17 protein-coding genes are annotated in these 17151 nt (G+C 72.4%); 10 read left to right on the top strand and 7 right to left on the bottom strand.

Features of this window, described 5'->3' with window-relative positions; translation table 11 throughout:
• Window positions 1–106: 106 nt before the first annotated feature.
• Window positions 107–994: an alpha/beta hydrolase gene (locus tag AB0881_RS00005; protein WP_366612847.1), complete on the bottom strand. Its 888-nt coding sequence runs from the start codon at window positions 992–994 to the stop codon at window positions 107–109.
• 144 nt (window positions 995–1138) lie between these two features.
• A complete protein-coding gene (locus AB0881_RS00010) occupies window positions 1139–2374 on the bottom strand; it encodes an MFS transporter (protein ID WP_366612849.1) in 1236 nt (411 codons plus the stop codon).
• Between the two features lie 59 nt (window positions 2375–2433).
• On the opposite strand from AB0881_RS00010, the gene AB0881_RS00015 reads away from it, so the two are divergent.
• Window positions 2434–3405 carry an ArsR family transcriptional regulator gene (locus tag AB0881_RS00015; protein WP_366612851.1) on the top strand — a complete coding sequence of 324 codons (972 nt, stop codon included), beginning with the start codon at window positions 2434–2436 and terminating at the stop codon, window positions 3403–3405.
• A 79-nt stretch (window positions 3406–3484) separates the two neighbouring features.
• Window positions 3485–4813 (top strand): MFS transporter, encoded by a 1329-nt coding sequence (locus AB0881_RS00020; RefSeq protein WP_366612853.1) that lies wholly within the window; start codon window positions 3485–3487, stop codon window positions 4811–4813.
• Here AB0881_RS00020 and AB0881_RS00025 read toward each other — a convergent pair.
• Both AB0881_RS00025 and AB0881_RS00030 read right to left on the bottom strand, forming a co-directional pair.
• A complete protein-coding gene (locus tag AB0881_RS00025; RefSeq protein WP_366612855.1) occupies window positions 4753–6132 on the bottom strand; it encodes a DEAD/DEAH box helicase in 1380 nt (459 codons plus the stop codon). The genes AB0881_RS00020 and AB0881_RS00025 overlap by 61 nt on opposite strands.
• Before the next feature lie 195 nt (window positions 6133–6327).
• The gene (locus tag AB0881_RS00030; RefSeq protein WP_366612857.1) at window positions 6328–6531 is read right to left on the bottom strand and encodes a cold-shock protein; all 204 of its coding nucleotides are present in this window, start codon (window positions 6529–6531) and stop codon (window positions 6328–6330) included.
• Between the two features lie 255 nt (window positions 6532–6786).
• Between AB0881_RS00030 and AB0881_RS00035 the strand changes: the two genes are divergently transcribed.
• From AB0881_RS00035 to AB0881_RS00050, 4 genes are all read left to right on the top strand, one after another.
• A complete protein-coding gene (locus AB0881_RS00035; RefSeq protein ID WP_366612859.1) occupies window positions 6787–7014 on the top strand; it encodes a hypothetical protein in 228 nt (75 codons plus the stop codon).
• A gap of 529 nt (window positions 7015–7543) precedes the next feature.
• Window positions 7544–7939 carry a hypothetical protein gene (locus AB0881_RS00040; RefSeq protein ID WP_366612861.1) on the top strand — a complete coding sequence of 132 codons (396 nt, stop codon included), beginning with the start codon at window positions 7544–7546 and terminating at the stop codon, window positions 7937–7939.
• A 2-nt stretch (window positions 7940–7941) separates the two neighbouring features.
• Window positions 7942–9165 carry a hypothetical protein gene (locus tag AB0881_RS00045; protein ID WP_366612863.1) on the top strand — a complete coding sequence of 408 codons (1224 nt, stop codon included), beginning with the start codon at window positions 7942–7944 and terminating at the stop codon, window positions 9163–9165.
• 2 nt (window positions 9166–9167) lie between these two features.
• Entirely contained in the window at window positions 9168–10025 is an 858-nt protein-coding gene (locus AB0881_RS00050; RefSeq protein WP_366612865.1) for a hypothetical protein, read from the top strand.
• Window positions 10026–10034: 9 nt separating this feature from the next.
• On the opposite strand, the gene AB0881_RS00055 is transcribed toward AB0881_RS00050, so the two are convergent.
• The gene (locus AB0881_RS00055) at window positions 10035–10577 is read right to left on the bottom strand and encodes a carboxymuconolactone decarboxylase family protein (protein ID WP_366612867.1); all 543 of its coding nucleotides are present in this window, start codon (window positions 10575–10577) and stop codon (window positions 10035–10037) included.
• A complete protein-coding gene (locus AB0881_RS00060; protein ID WP_366612869.1) occupies window positions 10574–11446 on the bottom strand; it encodes an SDR family NAD(P)-dependent oxidoreductase in 873 nt (290 codons plus the stop codon). Before AB0881_RS00060 ends, AB0881_RS00055 begins: the two co-directional genes overlap by 4 nt.
• Window positions 11447–11569: 123 nt before the next feature.
• Between AB0881_RS00060 and AB0881_RS00065 the strand changes: the two genes are divergently transcribed.
• Window positions 11570–12286, top strand: a complete 717-nt coding sequence (locus AB0881_RS00065; protein WP_366612871.1) for a hypothetical protein — start codon at window positions 11570–11572, stop codon at window positions 12284–12286.
• Here the strand turns inward: AB0881_RS00065 and AB0881_RS00070 are convergent.
• Entirely contained in the window at window positions 12243–12863 is a 621-nt protein-coding gene (locus AB0881_RS00070; protein WP_366612873.1) for a rhomboid-like protein, read from the bottom strand. The genes AB0881_RS00065 and AB0881_RS00070 overlap by 44 nt on opposite strands.
• Window positions 12864–12944: 81 nt before the next feature.
• Here AB0881_RS00070 and AB0881_RS00075 point away from each other — a divergent pair, with 81 nt between their 5' ends.
• From AB0881_RS00075 to AB0881_RS00085, 3 genes are all read left to right on the top strand, one after another.
• Complete coding sequence (locus tag AB0881_RS00075; protein ID WP_366612875.1) at window positions 12945–14000, top strand: SDR family oxidoreductase; 1056 nt, start codon at window positions 12945–12947, stop codon at window positions 13998–14000.
• Between the two features lie 72 nt (window positions 14001–14072).
• On the top strand, window positions 14073–15869 hold the full coding sequence (locus tag AB0881_RS00080; RefSeq protein WP_366612877.1) for a thiamine pyrophosphate-requiring protein: 1797 nt from the start codon (window positions 14073–14075) through the stop codon (window positions 15867–15869).
• Entirely contained in the window at window positions 15866–17002 is a 1137-nt protein-coding gene (locus AB0881_RS00085; protein ID WP_366612879.1) for an enolase C-terminal domain-like protein, read from the top strand. Before AB0881_RS00080 ends, AB0881_RS00085 begins: the two co-directional genes overlap by 4 nt.
• Window positions 17003–17151: the final 149 nt, after the last annotated feature.

The following is a 17151-nucleotide window of genomic DNA, read 5'->3' on the forward strand; positions in this document are numbered from 1 at the left end:
CGCACCACTGGGGGTGGGGGGGGGGCGTACGGGTGGGCGGACCGCGCCGCGGCAGGCGGGGGGGGGGCCGCGCCCATGCCGCGGCCCGCCACCGGAGTGCTGGGGATCAGCTGTTGGGGCAGGTGTTCCGGTACTCGGAGATGTCGCCGGTCGCGCGCGGCGGCGGGCACAGGAAGCGGTCGTAGCGGGTGTCGTCGTCGATGTAGCGCTTCATCCAGCTGATCATGTACTTGGCCATGGTCGTGTTGGAGGTCTGCGGGAAGAAGTGGCTGGCGTTGTTCAGCTCCAGGTACGCCTTCTCGCGGGCGTTGCTCAGGCTGTTGTAGAACGGCGAGGAGTGCGACCCGGGCGAGGCGATCGTGTCGGACTCGCCGGCGATCACCATGGTGGGGGTGCGGACCTCGGGCCAGCTCTTGTCGAGGTTCCACGCGGCGATCGGGATGGCCGCCTTCAGCGACGTGCGGGACTTGGCGGCCTCCAGCGAGCCGCCGCCGCCCATCGAGTGCCCGGCGACGGCCAGCCGGGAGGTGTCGATCCGGCTGCGGACCGTGCTGCTGCGGGTCAGGTAGTCCAGCGCCGCGAGGAGCTGCTGGCCGCGCTGGGCCGGCTGGTCGAGCCGGGTGTTGGTCTCGATCCCGAACACCACGAAGCCCTGCGAGGCCAGGCGCGGGCCGAGCCAGTCCAGCGTGGACCAGGACGCGGTGAAGCCGGGCACGATCGCGATCGCGCCGAACGTCCCCTGGCTGGTGGAGGTCGGGTAGTAGATGACGCCGCCGCCGAAGCCGCTGACGCCGAGGCCGGACACGTTGGTCTGCGAGGTGGCGAACGGGCCGCGGGCGGCGGTGACGCTGGACTCGGTCGGTTCCGGTCCGCGCTCGTACGGGTTCTCCGCGTTCGCCGGCGGCGCGGTGAGCAGCCCGGCGACCAGGGCCGCGCCCGTGCCCAGGAGCCCGAGGTACGTCCGTCGGCGTCCGGGTGACGTCCTGCTGAGCATGATGCTCCTTCCACTGAGGGGCGGGATGGCCGTCAGTGTGTTGCGGGAGCGCCTTGCGGGCATCGGTGAAACCGCCGGTCCTCCGCGCCGCGCGGGGCGCGGGTGTGACGGGCTCGGGGCGGGGCGCCGCCGGGCGGTGATCGTTCACATCGGGCCGCGGCCGCCGTCCGGGCCGCCGCGCAGGCCGGGGACGAGCGCGAGCGTCGCCGCGAGGGACAGGGCCGCCATCGCGGTGATGGCCGTGGCGGGGGACGTGTGCTGCGCGATCGTCCCGGCGACGGCGGCGGCGACGCCCTGCATGGCGATCATCCCGGACGCGTGCAGCCCGAGCGCCTGCCCCTGCATGGCGGCCGGTGTCAGCGCGACCAGCCGTTCCTGGAGGAGAAGGGTCGTGCCGAAGCCGATGGACGCCACGGCGACGGCCGCGCCGGCCAGCGGGAGCGGCGGGTGCAGGGCGAAGGCGAGGTACGGGGCGGCGAGCAGCAGGTAGAGGTAGCGGGAGAGGCGGCCGCGCCACCGGGGCGGGAGGAACCGGCCGGCCAGCGCGTCCCCGGCGAGCATCCCGGCGGCGGCCAGCGCCAGCAGGACGCCCGCCCGTTCCGGCTCGTACGGGACGAACAGCGCCTCGCATCCGACGACCAGGCCGTTCGGGAGCCAGAGGGCGAGGTAGACGTACCGGCGTGGCGGCGATGACCACAGCGTCCGGTTGACCCGCCACGTCTCGGCGACCGACGGGCGTCCGGCGGCGCGGGGCGCCCGCCGGGTGAGGCCGAAGCGGGCGGCGCACGCCCCGGCCAGGTGCAGCGCGGCGGCGGCGAGGAGCGTCCCGCGCGGGGAGAGGAGCGCGACCATGGCGGCCCCGGCGGCGAACCCGCCGATCTGCACCGTTCCGGCCGACATGTTGAACACGGACCGGCCGAGCAGGTAGCCGCCGGGCGGCAGGATCTCGCTGAGCAGCCCGTACCGGACCGCGCCGGCGACCGACGCGACCAGGCCGAGGAGCAGGACGGCCGCGAGCCCGGCCCAGCCCGGCAGTCCGGGGACGGCCAGGACGGCGGTGCCCGCGGCCGCGGCCAGCGCCAGCCCCGCCGTCGCCGCGCGCGGCGGCAGCCGGTCGGCCGCCGACAGCAGCGTCGCCGCCCCGAGGAGCTGGACGAGCGAGGGCCCGAACATGCTGAGCGCCGACAGCAGCGGCGAGCCGGTGGCGGCGAAGACGAGCGTGCTCAGCGCGAGGCCGCCGACCGTGACCGCGGCCCCCTGGAGGGACGCCGCGGCGAACAGCGGAGTGAACTCGGGCGTACGGAACAGCTCCCGGTAGCCGGACGGCGGCTCGGGATCGGGATCGGCCGTCCGGCGGGACGGGCTCGGGGAGGGACGCATGCCCGGGAGTCTGCTGCCGGTCCCGGCGGCCGGTTAATCTTTCGCGGGGAGGCGAAACGATGGGGCTCTGGCGGGTCGACGCGGACACGCTCGCGCAGGCCAGGTTCGTGATCTCGCCGCTGGCCGAGGCCACCGCCTGCCTGATGGCGCTGCGGCGGGGCACCGCCGCCCACCCCGGCGAGCGTGCCTGGCTGGACGCGCACCTGCCCGCGTACCGGGCACGGCTCGCCGCCGACCCTGTCGCCGCGCTGGTCATCGAGTGCGCGGTACGGCCGCGCTACCTCGCCGACTTCTTCACGCCGACCCCGCTGGGCGAGGGGGACCCGCCGTTCGAGGAGGAGGTGGCGCGGGTCCGGGCGTACCCGCCGGACGAGGCCCGCGGGCACCTGGCGACGGCCCTGGACGGCCCGGTCCCGGACCGGCTGCGCGGCGAGGACCCGGCGGGCGCGGCCGCCGGGCTGCTGGAATGGGTGTGGGAACGGGCCGTGCTCCCGTACTGGGAGCGGCGCCGGCGGATCCTCGAGGCCGACACGGTCGCGCGGACCGCCCGGCTGGCGCGCAGCGGCTGGGCCGAGGCGGTGGACGACATCCTGCCGGAGATGCGCTGGCTCGGCTCCGGCCGGCTCCAGGTGAGCCTGCGCGACTACCCGCCGCGCGATCTGCGCGGGGTGCGGCTGATGTTCGTCCCGGTCACCCGCCGCCGCGGCTGGGTGTCGTGGGAGGAGCCGGACCGCTACGCCGTCGTGTACCCGTGCTCCGGCGTCCTCGCCGAGCCCTGGGCCCCGCCCCCGCGGGCCCTCGCCCGGCTGGTCGGCCCGGCCCGCGCGGGCGTGCTGGTGCTGCTGGCCACGCCGCTGAGCACGACGCAGCTCGTGGCGCTGACCGGGCAGGGGCTGGGCTCGGTCGGCCGGCATCTGCGGGTGCTGCACGACGCCGGCCTGGTACGGCGCCGCCGCGCGGGCCGTTCGGTCCTCTACTCCCGGACGGCCGCCGGCGACGTTCTGGTCGGGGCTGTTGACAATCCGGAGTGACGTGGCGCACATTGGCTCCGAAGCGAATTCTAGAAGCCGCCTCTAACTCTCCCGCAGCTCCCGGAGAAAGGCCGCGCCCATGAGGCTTCCCTACGCGCGCGAACTCGACGAATACCCCACCGGATCCCGGCGTATCAAGATCCTCTCGATGGCCGTGCTGGCCATCCTGATCGGCTCGTACGAGGCGCAGATCGCTCCCGTCGTCCCGCTCCTCCTGGACGACTTCGACATGAGCCTCTCCACCTACGGGGCCGTCTCCGGCGCCGGCGCCCTGTCCGGCGCGATCGCCTCGATCATCGGCGGCCGGCTCGTCGACGTCGTCGGCCGGGTCAAGCTGCTCGTCCCGCTGATGATGGTCACCGCGCTCTGCTGCTTCGGCATGACGCTCGCCGACTCCGTCGGGGAACTCCTCGCCGCCCGCGTCGCGCTCGCGTTCGTGGACGGCATGGCCATCGCCGGCACCGCCCCGCTCGTCCGCGACTTCTCGCCGCGGATGGGCCGCGCCCAGGCGTTCGGGTTCTGGACCTGGGGGCCGGTCGGGGCCAGCTTCCTGGCCTCCGGCGTCGCCGCCTGGACGCTGCCGATCTTCAACGACGCGTGGCGCTCCCAGTTCATCATCATGGGCGTCGTCTCGCTGGTCGTCTCGGTGGTCATCGCGGCCAACATCGCCGACCTGTCACCCGAGCTGCGCGCCCAGATCCAGCAGACCGAGGAACGTTCCAAGCAGGTCGTCGCGACCGCCCGCCCGCCCCGCACCCGGGACCTGTTCGCCCACCGGCACGTCTGGGCGCACGTCGTCGGGATCTCGTTCTGGCTCGTCCTCTACATCACGCTCGTCCTGTACGGCCAGACGATGCTCGCGCACACCTTCGAGATCAGCGCGGCCAAGGCGTCCTCGATCATGTCGGCGTTCTGGATCCTCAACCTGGTGTCGCTGATCGTCGTCGGCCGCCTCTCCGACCGGCTCCAGCTGCGCAAGCCGTTCGTGGTCGGCGGCACCCTTGCCACCATCGCGTCGGCCGGATACCTGGCCTTCCTGATGGGGCGAGAGTCCGCCGCCGTCCCCGAACTCATGATCACGGGCGCGCTGATCGGCGCCTCGATGGGCTTCGCGTACTGCCCCTGGATGGCGAGCTACTCCGAGGACACCGAGGACATCGACCCCAGGCTGCAGGGCACCGCCTGGGGCATCTTCGGCTTCCTCACCAAGGGCATGGCCGTCGTCGCCCTGATCGTCATCCCGCGGGTGGTCGAGGCCGCCGACTGGCACGTCTGGCTGCTGGTCGCGCTGTTCTGCCTGGCCCTGTTCATCCCGCTGGTGTTCTTCTTCAAGGGCCCGTGGACGCGTCAGGAATTGGCGGCCGAGGCCCTCCGCCGCGAACCGCGCCCCCTGGAGGCGCGCGACTGAGGACGGGAGCCTCCGCCGTGCGGGGCGGCGGCGCGGCGGGGCTCCGCCGCCACCGGCTCGCCCGACGGGGCGCGGGCGCCGGTGATCCGGGCGAGTTCCGGGTCGCCGGCGTCCACCCGCACGATCTGCGGCCGGATCCCGGCCGCGGACATCAGCCGGTCCATCTCGCGGCGCTGCTCGGGCAGGACCAGCGTCACCACCGTGCCGGACCGGCCCGCCCGCGCCGTCCGGCCGCCGCGGTGCAGGTAGTCCTTGTGGTCGGCGGGCGGGTCCACGTTGACGACCAGGTCCAGGTCGTCCACATGGATGCCGCGGGCCGCGACGTTCGTCGCGATCAGCACGTTCACGGACCCGGTGCGGAAGCCGTCCAGCGTGCGGTTGCGCTGCGACTGCGTCTTGCCGCCGTGCAGCGCCGCCGCGGACACGCCCCTCGCCATCAGCTTGCGCGCGAGCCGGTCGGCGCCGTACTTCTTCGCGACGAACATGATGACCTGGCCGTCGCGCGCCGCGATCCGCACGGTCGTGTCGAACTTGTCGGCCTCGGCGACGTGCAGCAGATGGTGCTCCATCGTCGTGACGGCCCCGGCCGGCGGGTCCACCGAGTGGACGACCGGGCCGTCCAGGTAGCGCCGGACGAGCCGGTCCACGTTGTTGTCCAGCGTCGCCGAGAACAGCATCGTCTGGCCGCCCGGCCGGACGAGGTCGAGCAGCCGGGTGACCTGCGGCAGGAAGCCCATGTCGGCCATCTGGTCCGCCTCGTCCAGCACGGTGATCGCCACATCGTCGAGCCGGCAGTCGCCGCGCTCGATCAGGTCGGTCAGCCGTCCCGGCGTGGCCACCAGGACCTCGGCGCCCCTGGCGAGGTCGTTCGCCTGCCGGTTCAGCGACATGCCGCCGACGACGGTCGCGACGCGCAGCCGCACGGACCCGGCGTACGGCTCCAGCGCGGCGGTCACCTGCTGCGCCAGCTCGCGCGTCGGCACCAGCACCATGGCCAGCGGGCGCTTGGACTGGGCGCGCCGACCCGCCGTACGGGCGAGCAGGGCCAGCCCGAACGCGAGCGTCTTGCCGGAACCGGTACGGCCGCGGCCGAGGACGTCCCGGCCGGTCAGCGCGTCCGGCAGCGTCGCGCCCTGGATCGGGAACGGCGCGGTCACGCCCTCCCGGCCGAGCGTGGCCAGCAGCTCGGCGGGCATGTCCAGCTCGTCGAAGGTGGCGGCCGGCGGCAGCGCCGGCGCGGACTCGACGGACATGACGGCGGTGTCGCCGTTCGACGGCCGCTGGGCGGCCGCGGGACGGCGGCGGGAATTACGGGGCATGCGTGAGGACCTTCCTCGGAACGGCACGTTTCGAGGAGTGCTCCGCGGCATGCGAAGAAGCTTCAAGAACGAACCAGGGGGAGGACGGACGGCGAGTGCTCAGCCGGTCGCGTCGTCCAGGACAGGGGAAAATTGGAAAGGGAAAAGCGGCGGCGCCGCGGCCGTTCAGGCCGCGGCGCCGCCGCCCTGAGCCGCTCAGGCGGCTACGATGTTCTCGGCCTGCAGGCCCTTCTGGCCCTGCGTGATGTCGAACGACACCTTCTGGCCTTCCTGCAGCTCACGGAAGCCGTTGCCGACGATCGCCGAGAAGTGAGCGAAGACGTCGGCGCCGCCGCCGTCCTGCTCGATGAAGCCGAAGCCCTTTTCGGCGTTGAACCACTTCACAGTGCCAGTGGCCATGTGCGTCTCCTTATGGGTCGGTCCCGTCCCACACCTTGTGGGACCGGGGGTGCCGCGATCTGCCCCATCCGGAGGATCCAGAAAACAAAAATGCGCCTGAAGGAGGACCTGCAGGCGCACACAAGAGTCTATGGGAACCGCAACTGGGACCTACGTTAGCACACGGTGACGGGTGCTCGCCAGCAGGCGTCGCCTCGGTCAAGAAATCCGGATCCGTGCCCAGATCTTCGAGAACCATCGCATACTGGACACATCATGCGATCTCTTCCCTCCGCCGGCAGGCGCCACCTGCCCACCAGCCCCTTCGCGCCCCCGCCGCCCGCCCCGCCGGTCGAGTCCTTCGCCGTCCAGGACCTCGTGACCCACGACAAGTACGGCCTCGGCCGCGTCGTCACCGTCGAGGAGGGCACCGCCGTCCTCATCGACTTCGGCGAGCGCCAGGTCCGCATCCCGGCCCCCTACGCCAAGCTCACCAAACTCTGATCCACTCCGAACCCTGACCCGCTCGACCCCTGCCATCGGGTGACGCGCGCCACGGGGAGCTACCGGGCTTCGCCGGGTGGCTCGCCGTTCCGGCCGCGCGCCTGGCCGTCGAGGCGTTCGGGGCGTCCGTGGCGTCCCGCCGGTCGATGCTGCCCTCGGCCGGGCCTGGCCGGGCCTGTGCCGGGCGGGCCGGCCGCCGCCTGCCGGGCCGGCCGGTCCCGCTACGCCCGATGGCGCGCGTACCGGCCCTGACCGGATCGGCGTTTCTCGGCTCTCACGTCGTCCGGATCGTTGATCGTGAATGCCGGGCAGCCTATTCCACGCACTGAGCCCCTCCCTCCGCCACGCCGCCTCCAGCGCGGCCGGATCTGACCGGCTGCGGCCGTTTCCGGAGTTCACGCTGCTCAATGCGGTAATGGACGACACCCCTTCTGACGGGGAATTGCCGTGCCTGTCGAATAGGGGGCGACCAGCCGGCGGATGTGCCTCTACGATGGCGTTCCGATGCCCACGTCCCGGGAGGCCGCGCGTGACGAACGACATCGGAAAGCTCCTGAACACCAGCGTTCCCGCCCGCCCCGCCGCCGACCCCGCACCTGGCGCGCCGGGCACCGAACTCCAGGTCGATCCGGCGAAGCTGAAAGACCTGGTAGGACCCGCTGAAGAGGCGGAAGGCGACATGCGTTCCGCCGTTCACAAGGCGATGCCCGAATGCGAGCAGGCCGCGACCGCGCTGGGACGGGAGTGGGCGACATCGGCGCGGCTCACCGAATTGACGGGGGGCTGGGAAACCGCGCTGAACGGGCTCGCCGGCCAGATCGGCGAGGTGGGACCCAAACTGGCGAAGACGGCGGGGAATCACATGCTGGCCGAGGCCGTCACCAGGCGGACCGTCCAGGCCATCGACTCCATGCTGGGGGACTGAGCATGGTGAGCTTCGCGGGGCTGCGGGACGCCCGGCTCGGGGATCTGGCCGAAGCGGCCGAGTCCTGGAAGCGGCTCTCCGTTCAGCTGGACCGAGCGCACCGGCATGTCATCGATCAGCAGGCGAAGGTGCGGCGCAATTGGAAGGGGACGGACGCGGAGGCCGCGCACGCTCAGATGCAGATGTTGCGTGAGAAGAGTTACGCCGCGCAGCAGACCGTGGCGGGAATCGGACGTGTCGTGGCCGCCGCCCATCAGCGTTTCAAGGCGGCGCAGGCCGGCCTGCTGGACGCCATTGAGCAGGCGCGCTCCGCCCGGTTCCAGGTCGGCGACGACGGTTCGCTCCGATGGCCGCCGAGTCACGGCCCCACGACCGTTCCCGAGCAGGTGAAGCTCCAGCAGGCCGCCAAGCAGTTCCAGGACAGGATGGCGGCCGCCCTGCGAACGGCGAACGACGCCGACAAGAAGGTCGCCGAAGCACTGGGCATGCTGAAGCCGGAAGTGCTCGACGTCTCGCACGCCGATGACGATCCCAAGCAGATCGCGTGGCGGGCGACCTGGCTGGCGAATCCGAACGATGTCGACGGCCGTACCCCGCTCTCCGACATCATCAAGAAATACCAGGTCACCCCGGACCCCGAGGGGATGACGAAGTACCCGGACGGCTTCGTGAAGTGGCTCGCCGAGCGGCTGGGGCGCGATGTCGACCCCAAGGAGGTGACCATGAGCGAGAAGCGGCTCCTGGACGGCCTCTTCGCGCAGGACCCCCAACAGCTCCTCCGGATGGAGAAGAACCAGACGCTGGCGACGGACGGGCCGCCGAAGTGGATGCCGGAGGGACGGTACGACGGTCACGGCGACGCCTGGCGGCACGCGTATTGGAACGCCCTGATGACCCGTGACTTCGGTCCGACGTGGACGGAGAAGTTCGGGATCGCCCACGAACGGATCGACAGGCCCAACGCCGGCGCGCGCGAGGCCATGGACCTCTACAACAACGAGGTGGGGCGGCGGATAGCGCAGCAGCACCCGGACGCCAGCGACGAGGAGATGGCGCGCTACGTTCAGCAGGCCGTGAACAGGGGCGAGATGGTGGTGATCGGTCAGGACGGCCAGTTGAACTGGAGCGACCGCGCGCCGAAGGGAGAGACCATGAACCAGCGGACGGTCGACCGTCAGCTGCCCGAATACGGGCCCGGTCAGGAGCCTTCGAACGTGGGGCGCTGAGCGTGCGGGTGATCGGTGGGCGCCTGGCCGGTCTGGGAGCCGTCCTGCTGCTGTGCTGCGGCACGGCGGTGGGCTGTGCCGGACCCGGCCAGCGTGAACTGGACTGGGACGACCGGATCGTGGACGCGCGCGCGAGCGGTGCACTGGGGAAGTCGCTCGATCGGCTCGGGCGCTCGTCGCCGGGATTTCCGGGCGTCCCGCTGCGGCGGCTCACGGATTTCGCATGGGACGGGCTCTTCCTATTCGAGCAGGGGCTTCAGGGCAAGGACGTCCGTGCCAAGACCGGGTTCACTTTCATGCCGGACGAGGAGTCGGTGGAGGAGGACAATGAACTCCTCGTCTTCGTCAAGGGCTCGAAAGTGGCCAAGGTCGTGCTGTTCAGAGAAGAGCTGCGGCATCCCCTCGCCTACACCAGCGGGAAGAAGTACTCCTCCGAAGCGCGATTGCTCAGGGGCGACAGCCGGGTGCTGGACGTGGTGGAGCCGAACGCCTTCCAGCGTGTCTTCGACAGCGGGATCGCGGAGCACCTCTCTGCGAGATACCGCGCCCTCCGTGACGGGAACAGGACGTCCGTTCCCCTCGCCGACCTCGGGTTCACGTGGGACGAGATGCGCGTGGTCGAACCCGCGCAATTGAAGAAGGAGACCGGACTCTCCTACAAGGCCATGGACTACTGGCCGCCCCACAGCGCCTTCATGGTCTTCCGGGAACGGGACCGCGTCGTCCGCATCGGCGAGATGGATTATTCGCTGTTCCCGCGTGAGGACCGCAAGGGGCTGCGCGGCCGCGAGTGGAGCAGCAAGGTCCAGGTGGTCGTGACGGATCGCAAGGAGATGACGCTGACGCTGCGTGAGCCGTGACAGGCCCGTTCAGCGGCGCGGGCGGTCGGGCTGGATTCGCAGTGCGGTGATGACCGTGGCGAGCATCTGGTAGTGCTCGGCGAGCATGCACAGCTCGACGCATTCGGGTTCGGTCAGGTGGACGCGCAGTTTCGCCCACGTGGCGTCGTCGAGGTCCTTGTCCGTGTGGAGGACGTCCACGGCCGCGAGCAGCGCGCGTTCGCGAGGCGTCCAGCCTTCGGCGTCGGGACCTGCCGCGAGACGGTCCAGTTCCTTGGTGCCGATGCCGGCGCGGCGGCCCAGGCGGCTGTGGTGTTCCAGCTCGTACCGGCAGTCGCGGAGGTGCGCGACGCGCAGGATCACCAGCTCGCTCTCCCGGCGGGAGAGTTTGCCGCCGGGCATGAGCGTTCCGGCGAAGAGCAGCCACGCGTGGAACATGCGGCGCCGCCGGCCCAGCGTGAGGAACAGCTTCAGCGGTTCCGTGCCCGCGACACGGCCCGCCCCCTTGGCGAAGAGATGGGTGAAAAGCCCTACCTCGGCCCGGCGGCCGGGGCGTACGCGCGGCGCGGTCACCGTTGCTCCGGCTGGACGGTCGTCAAGGGGGCCTTCTCGTCCCGGGCTATTTCCAGTGCCTCCTTGAGGTTGCGCTGGACGACGACGTCCATGAAGGGCTGGGCGATCATCCGTATGGGGAGGACGCCCGCGACCCACCATGGGGCGACGATCCGCCTGGAACGCCAGGCGATGCCCCTTTCCAGGGCGTCGATGCCGACCTTCAGGGGGGTGACGCCGGAGATGGCCGTACGCGAGCCGGTGAGGGCGGTGGCGGCCCGCGTGCCGAAGCCGCGGTGCGTCATGTCGGTGTCGAGTTCGGCGAAATAGGCCACCCCGGCACGGGCGCCGTAGGGGCGCAGTTCGGCGCGCAGGGTGTCGCCGAGCGCCTCGACGGCCGCCTTGGACGCGCTGTAGGCGCCCAGCAGCGGGATGTGGACCGCCGCCGCGGCGGACGCGACGGCCAGCGCGTACCCGCGCGGATGGCTGATGTACGGTCCGGCCGCGCGCAGGGTGTTGTACGTGCCGAGCACGTTGACCGCGAGCGTGCGTTCCATGACCTCGGGGTCGCCGCCGACCACGGGCATCTGCGCCGCCACCCCGGCGTTCGCGACGACGGCGTCGAGGCGGCCGCCGAGGGCCGCCGCGGCGAGCGCGGTGGTCTCCTCGACCCGGTCCCGGTCGGTCACGTCGCACGGCCACCACGGGGCGTCCCCGCAGCGCGCGGCGGCGTCCGCCAGCAGTTCCGCTTCCAGGCCCGTGAGCGCGACCCGGGCGCCGCGGGCGTGCAGCCGCTCCGCGAGCGCCGCGCCGATGCCGCGCGCCGCCCCGGTGATCAGCACCCGCCGTCCCGCCAGGGAGGGCATTCGTCCGAATCTGTCCAGGATCACGCCCGGTACGGTACACCTTTCCAGCATTCAGTGGCAGGGTTCTGGGCACCCGCGCCGGGAAGGCGTTCCGGTCATCGGGAGTGGGGCGGTGGGCGGCGGGGGTGGGTTCGTAGCGTCGGCGGCATGCTGGCGAAGAAGGTGTTCTTCTCGTTTACCGAGGTCGATGCGGTGCGGCACCAGGAGTACAACGCGTGGCATCAGCTCGACCACATGCCGGAGAACCTGGCGCTGCCCGGCGTCCTCCACGGGCAGCGGTGGGTGCGTACGCCCGAATGCGCCGAGGCGGGGCCGCCTCCGGCGGAGTTCCTCGGCGGCGTGCATTACGCGACCATGTACTGGTTCCGCGATCCCGTGGAGGAGAGCTTCCGGGAATGGAAGGCGCTGGGGGAGCGGACGTACCAGCTCGGTCGGCGGCAGGAGCTGCCCTACACGCGGCGGCCTCTCATGGGGACGTTCACGCCGGTCAAGGGGTATGCGAACCCGCGCGTACGGGTGTCGGCCGACGTCGTCCCGTTCCGGCCGAACCGGGGGATCCGGCTGCGCGTCCTGCACCTGGCGGAGCCGCGGAGCGCGCAGGCCCACGAGTTCTACGCGTGGCAAGACCAGGTGCACATCCCCGAACTGCTGGCGTCCGACGGCGTCGCCGGGGTGTGGACGTTCTCCAGCGAACAGGCGGGCGGCTACGGGCCCGGCGAGTTGCGCGTTCTGGTCGCGTTCCTGGACGGCGAACCGCTGGCGGAGACGGAGCGGGAGACCGGCCCCGGGGAGGTCCTTCTCTCCAGCGAGTTCCGTTCCATCACTCCGTGGGAGTGGGACTGGTTCGACGCCGGACGAGGGTGAAGGACAGGACCACGCCGATGGCGGCCGAGAGGCAGTGGCCGACGGTGGAGTAGTCGGGGAGCAGGCCGTACCAGTCGGCGGCCGTCAGCGGGAACAGGACGGCGATGAGGGCCCAGGGGACGCGGAGCGGTTTCGGCAGGAAGGTGGTGACCGCGCCGATGGCTCCCAGGGCGCCGAAGCTGACGCCGTAGTCGAGGTCGTGCTCGACCTCGCCGGGGTAGCGGCCGGTGGAGACGGCCACGGCGACGACCGCCAGGACGATCAGGGTCACGGCGACGTGGGTGATGGCGAAGACCGAGGCGGCGCGGAGGAGGCCCAGCCGGTATTCGAGGTAGCCCAGGCAGACGGTGACGCCGAGGCCGATGATGAGGACGTTGTCGAGGACGGTGCCGGAGGTGTCGGCGACCAGGGCGCTGCCGACCAGGCGGAACGGGGCCGTCCACCCCATGTCCGCCAGGTTGGTGCTGATGGCGCGGAGGACGTCCTCCCTCGCCCCGGGGGACAGGACGTGGAAGACCGCGACGTGCGTCGCCAGGAGGAGCGCCAGATACGCGGCCGTACCGCCGACGCGCCTCACTGGACGGCCGCCGGGCCGGTGATCTCCATGGGGGCAGCCTACCGACCGGTTCGGCGGGCCGCGGCCGGGTAGCGCACCACCATGTCTGCACGTACGGTCGTGATCACAGGGGCCAGCGGCGGGATCGGGCGCGCGGCGGCGCGGGCCTTCGGGGAGCGGGGCGACCGCGTCGCGCTGCTGGCCCGGGGCGAGGTGGGGCTGAAGGCCGCGGCCGAGGAGGTGCGCGCCGCGGGCGGTACGGCGCTGGTGCTGCCCGTGGACGTCGCCGACTTCGAGGCGCTGGAGGCGGCCGGGCGCCGGGCGGAACGGGAGCTCGGGCCGGTCGACGTCTGGGTGAACGTGGCGTTCAGCGCGCTGTTCGCCGAGTTCGGCGACATCAGGCCGGCGGAGTTCAAGCGCGCCACCGAGGTCACCTATCTGGGCTTCGTGTACGGGACGAAGGTCGCGCTCGACCTGATGCGGCCGCGGGACCGGGGGACGATCGTCCAGACGGGGTCGGCGCTGGCCAAGCGGGGGATCCCGCTCCAGTCGGCGTACTGCGGGGCCAAGCACGCGATCCAGGGGTTCCACGAGTCGCTGCGCACGGAGCTGATGCACGACGGCAGCGGGATCAGGACGACGATCGTGCACATGCCCGCGGTCAACACGCCGCAGTTCGACTGGGTGGAGTCGAGGCTGCCGAAGAAGGCGCAGCCGGTGCCGCCCATCTACCAGCCGGAGGTGGCGGCGAAGGCGCTGGTGTACGCGGCCGACCATCCGGGGCGCCGGGAGTACTGGATCGGCGGCAGCACGGTCGGGACGCTGCTGGCCAACCGGCTCGCGCCGGGCCTGCTGGACCGCTACCTGGCCAGGACCGGGTTCAGGGCGCAGCAGACGGGCCGCCCGATCGACCCGGACCAGCCCGCCAACCTGTGGGAGCCCGCCGACGGCGAGGGCGGGCGCGACTACGGCGCGCACGGCGACTTCGACGGGCGGTCCCACGCCAGGAGCCACCAGATGTACGCGGCCCGCCATCGCGCCGCGGCGGCCGTGCTGGGCGGCGCCGCGGCGGCCGCCGGGGGCTGGCTGCTCGGACGGCGCGCCGGCCGCGCGCCGCGCGGGGCCGGGACGGGCAGGTTTCCGGGCCGCCGATGGTAGGTCCCCGAAACGGCGGGTAGGCGAGGTCACGCGGCGTCACACGGCCGCCCCGACGTGGGAGGGAGACGAGGGATGGCAGCGACCAACGTCGCCGACTACCTGCTGGGTCGTCTGCGCGAGTGGGGGGTCGAGCAGGTCTTCGGCTACCCGGGCGACGGGATCAACGGGATCCTGGCGGCCTGGAGCCGGGCGGGCGACCGCCCGCGCTTCGTGCAGGCCCGGCACGAGGAGATGGCGGCGTTCGAGGCCGTCGGGTACGCCAAGTTCACCGGCCGGCTGGGGGTCTGCGCCGCGACGTCCGGGCCGGGCGCGATCCACCTGCTGAACGGCCTGTACGACGCCAAGCTCGACCACGTCCCGGTGGTGGCGATCGTGGGCCAGACCAACCGCACCGCGATGGGCGGCTCGTACCAGCAGGAGGTGGACCTGCTGTCGCTGTACAAGGACGTGGCCGGCGACTTCGTCCAGGTCGTGAACGTCCCCGAGCAGCTGCCGAACGTGCTGGACCGCGCGATCCGGGTGGCGATCGCCGAGGGCGCCCCGACCGCGCTGATCATCCCGGCGGACGTGCAGGAGCTGGACTACACGCCGCCGCGGCACGCGTTCAAGATGGTGCCGTCGAGCCTGGGGATCGACTGGCCCGAGGTGAAAGCGGACGACCAGGCCATCCGCCGCGCGGCGGACGTGCTGAACGCCGGCGAGAAGGTCGCGATCCTGGCCGGGCAGGGCGCCCGCGGGGCGCGCGCCGAGCTGACCGAGGTCGCCGACCTGCTGGGCGCGGGGGTGGCCAAGGCGCTGCTGGGCAAGGACGTGCTGTCGGACGAGCTCCCGTTCGTGACCGGCTCGATCGGCCTGCTGGGGACGCGGCCGAGCTACGAGATGATGATGGGCTGCGACACGCTCCTCATGGTCGGCTCCAGCTTCCCGTACACGCAGTTCATGCCGGAGCTGGACCAGGCGCGCGGCGTGCAGATCGACAACAACGCGCGGCAGATCGGGATGCGGTACCCGTTCGAGGTGAACCTGGTCGGCGACGCGGCCGCGACGCTGCGCGCGCTGATCCCGCTGCTGGAGCGCAAGACCGACCGGAGCTGGCGGGACTCGCTGGAGTCCAAGGTCGAGCGGTGGTGGGAGACCGTCCGGATGGAGGCGCGGGTCGAGGCCGACCCGATCAACCCGATGCTGCTGTTCCACGAGCTGTCCGAGCGCCTGCCGGACGACGCGATCGTCACCGCGGACTCGGGGTCGGCGGCCAACTGGTACGCCCGCAACCTGCGGTTCCGCGGTGACATGCGCGGCTCGCTGTCGGGGACGCTGGCCACCATGGGCTGCGGCGTCCCGTACGCGATCGGCGCCAAGATCGGCAACCCGGACCGGCCGGTGGTCGCGATGGTCGGGGACGGCGCGATGCAGATGAACGGGCTGGCCGAGTTGCTCACGGTCAAGCACTACTGGGAGGACTGGCTCGATCCGCGGCTGGTCGTGGCCGTCCTGCACAACAACGACCTCAACCAGGTGACCTGGGAGATGCGCGCGATGTCGGGGTCGCCGAAGTTCCCGCAGTCGCAGACGCTGCCGGAGCTGGACTACGCGGCGTTCGCGGCGTCCCTCGGCCTCCAGGCGATCTCGGTGAACAAGCCCGAGGAGATCGGGCCCGCCTGGGACCGGGCGTTCGCGGCGGACCGGCCGACGGTGCTGGACGTGCGCTGCGACCCGGACATGCCGCCGATCCCGCCGCACGCGACGTTCGAGCAGGCCAAGGCCACCGCCGAGGCGCTCATCGGCGGCGACGAGGACCGCTGGGGCGTGATCAAGAAGGGCGTCAAGACGAAGATGCAGGAGTTCCTGCCGCACCGCGACCAGTCGTGACCGGTGCCGCCGGCGGCCGGCGCGGGCCGGCCGCGGATCCGGCCGTCGAGTCGGTGGAGGCGGCGGCGTACACGGTCCCGGCCGACGTGCCGGAGGCGGACGGGACGCTCGCCTGGGACTCCACCACGCTCGTGCTGGTGGAGGCGAGGGCGGCGGGGATCACCGGGCTCGGCTGGACGTACGGGCCGCCCGCCTGCGCCGCGGTCGTCCGCGACACGCTCGCCGGCGTGGTCTCGGGCCGGCCCGTGCTGGACGTCGGCGGCGCGTGGGAGGCGATGGTCCGGGCGGTCCGTGACGACGGCCGCCCCGGCGCGGTCGGGTACGCGATCTCCGCCGTGGACGTGGCGCTGTGGGACCTGAAGGCGCGGCTGCTCGGGCTGCCGCTGCACCGGCTGCTGGGCGCGGTGCGCGACCGGGTGCCGGTGTACGGCAGCGGCGGCTTCACCACCTACGACGAGGAGCGGACGGCGACCCGGCTGGGGGAGTGGACGTGCCGGCTCCGGATCCCCCGGGTGAAGATCAGGATCGGCGAGTCGCGGGGCACCGAGACCGGCCGCGACCTGGAGCGGATGCGGCTGGCCCGGGAGGTCGTCGGGCCGGCCGTCGAGTTGTACGTGGACGCGAGCGGGGCGTACTCCCGCAAGCAGGCGATCCGCGTCATGCGCGCGGCCGCCGACCTGGACGTGCGGTGGCTGGAGGAGCCCGTCCCGCCCGACGACCTCGCCGGGCTCCGCGAGGTCCGCGACGCGGTCCTGCCGGACGTCGCGGCCGGCGGGCACGGCCACGACCTCGCCTACTTCCGGCGGATGTGCCAGGCGGGCGCCGTCGACTGCCTCCAGGCCGACGTCTCGCGCTGCGGCGGCATCACCGAATGGTTCCGGGCGGCGGCGGTCGCCGCCGCGCACGGGCTGGAGATCTCCGGCCACCGCGCCCCGCACCTGCACGCGCACGCCGCCGCGGCGACACCGGGGCTCCGGCATCTGGAGTGGTTCCACGACCACGTGCGGATCGAGTCGATGTTCTTCGACGGCGTCCTCGACCCGGACGGCGGCGCGGTCGTCCCGGACGGCGGGGCGCCCGGGCACGGGCTCGCGTTCAGGCGCGCCGACGCCGAGCCGTACCGCGTCTTCTGAGTCCCGGGCCGCCCGCGGCGGCACTCCGGCGAGCGGCTCCGCCATGTACACGGGTCGCGTCCGGCCGCCATAGGCGCAATCGCCCGTCCTCCGGGTGGCCGCGGCGCCGGGCGGCGGCGCGTTTCCAGGTCAGCCCGCCATCGAATCGA

The sequence above is a fragment of the Spirillospora sp. NPDC029432 genome (assembly GCF_040703975.1).
Taxonomy (GTDB): Bacteria; Actinomycetota; Actinomycetes; order Streptosporangiales; family Streptosporangiaceae; genus Spirillospora.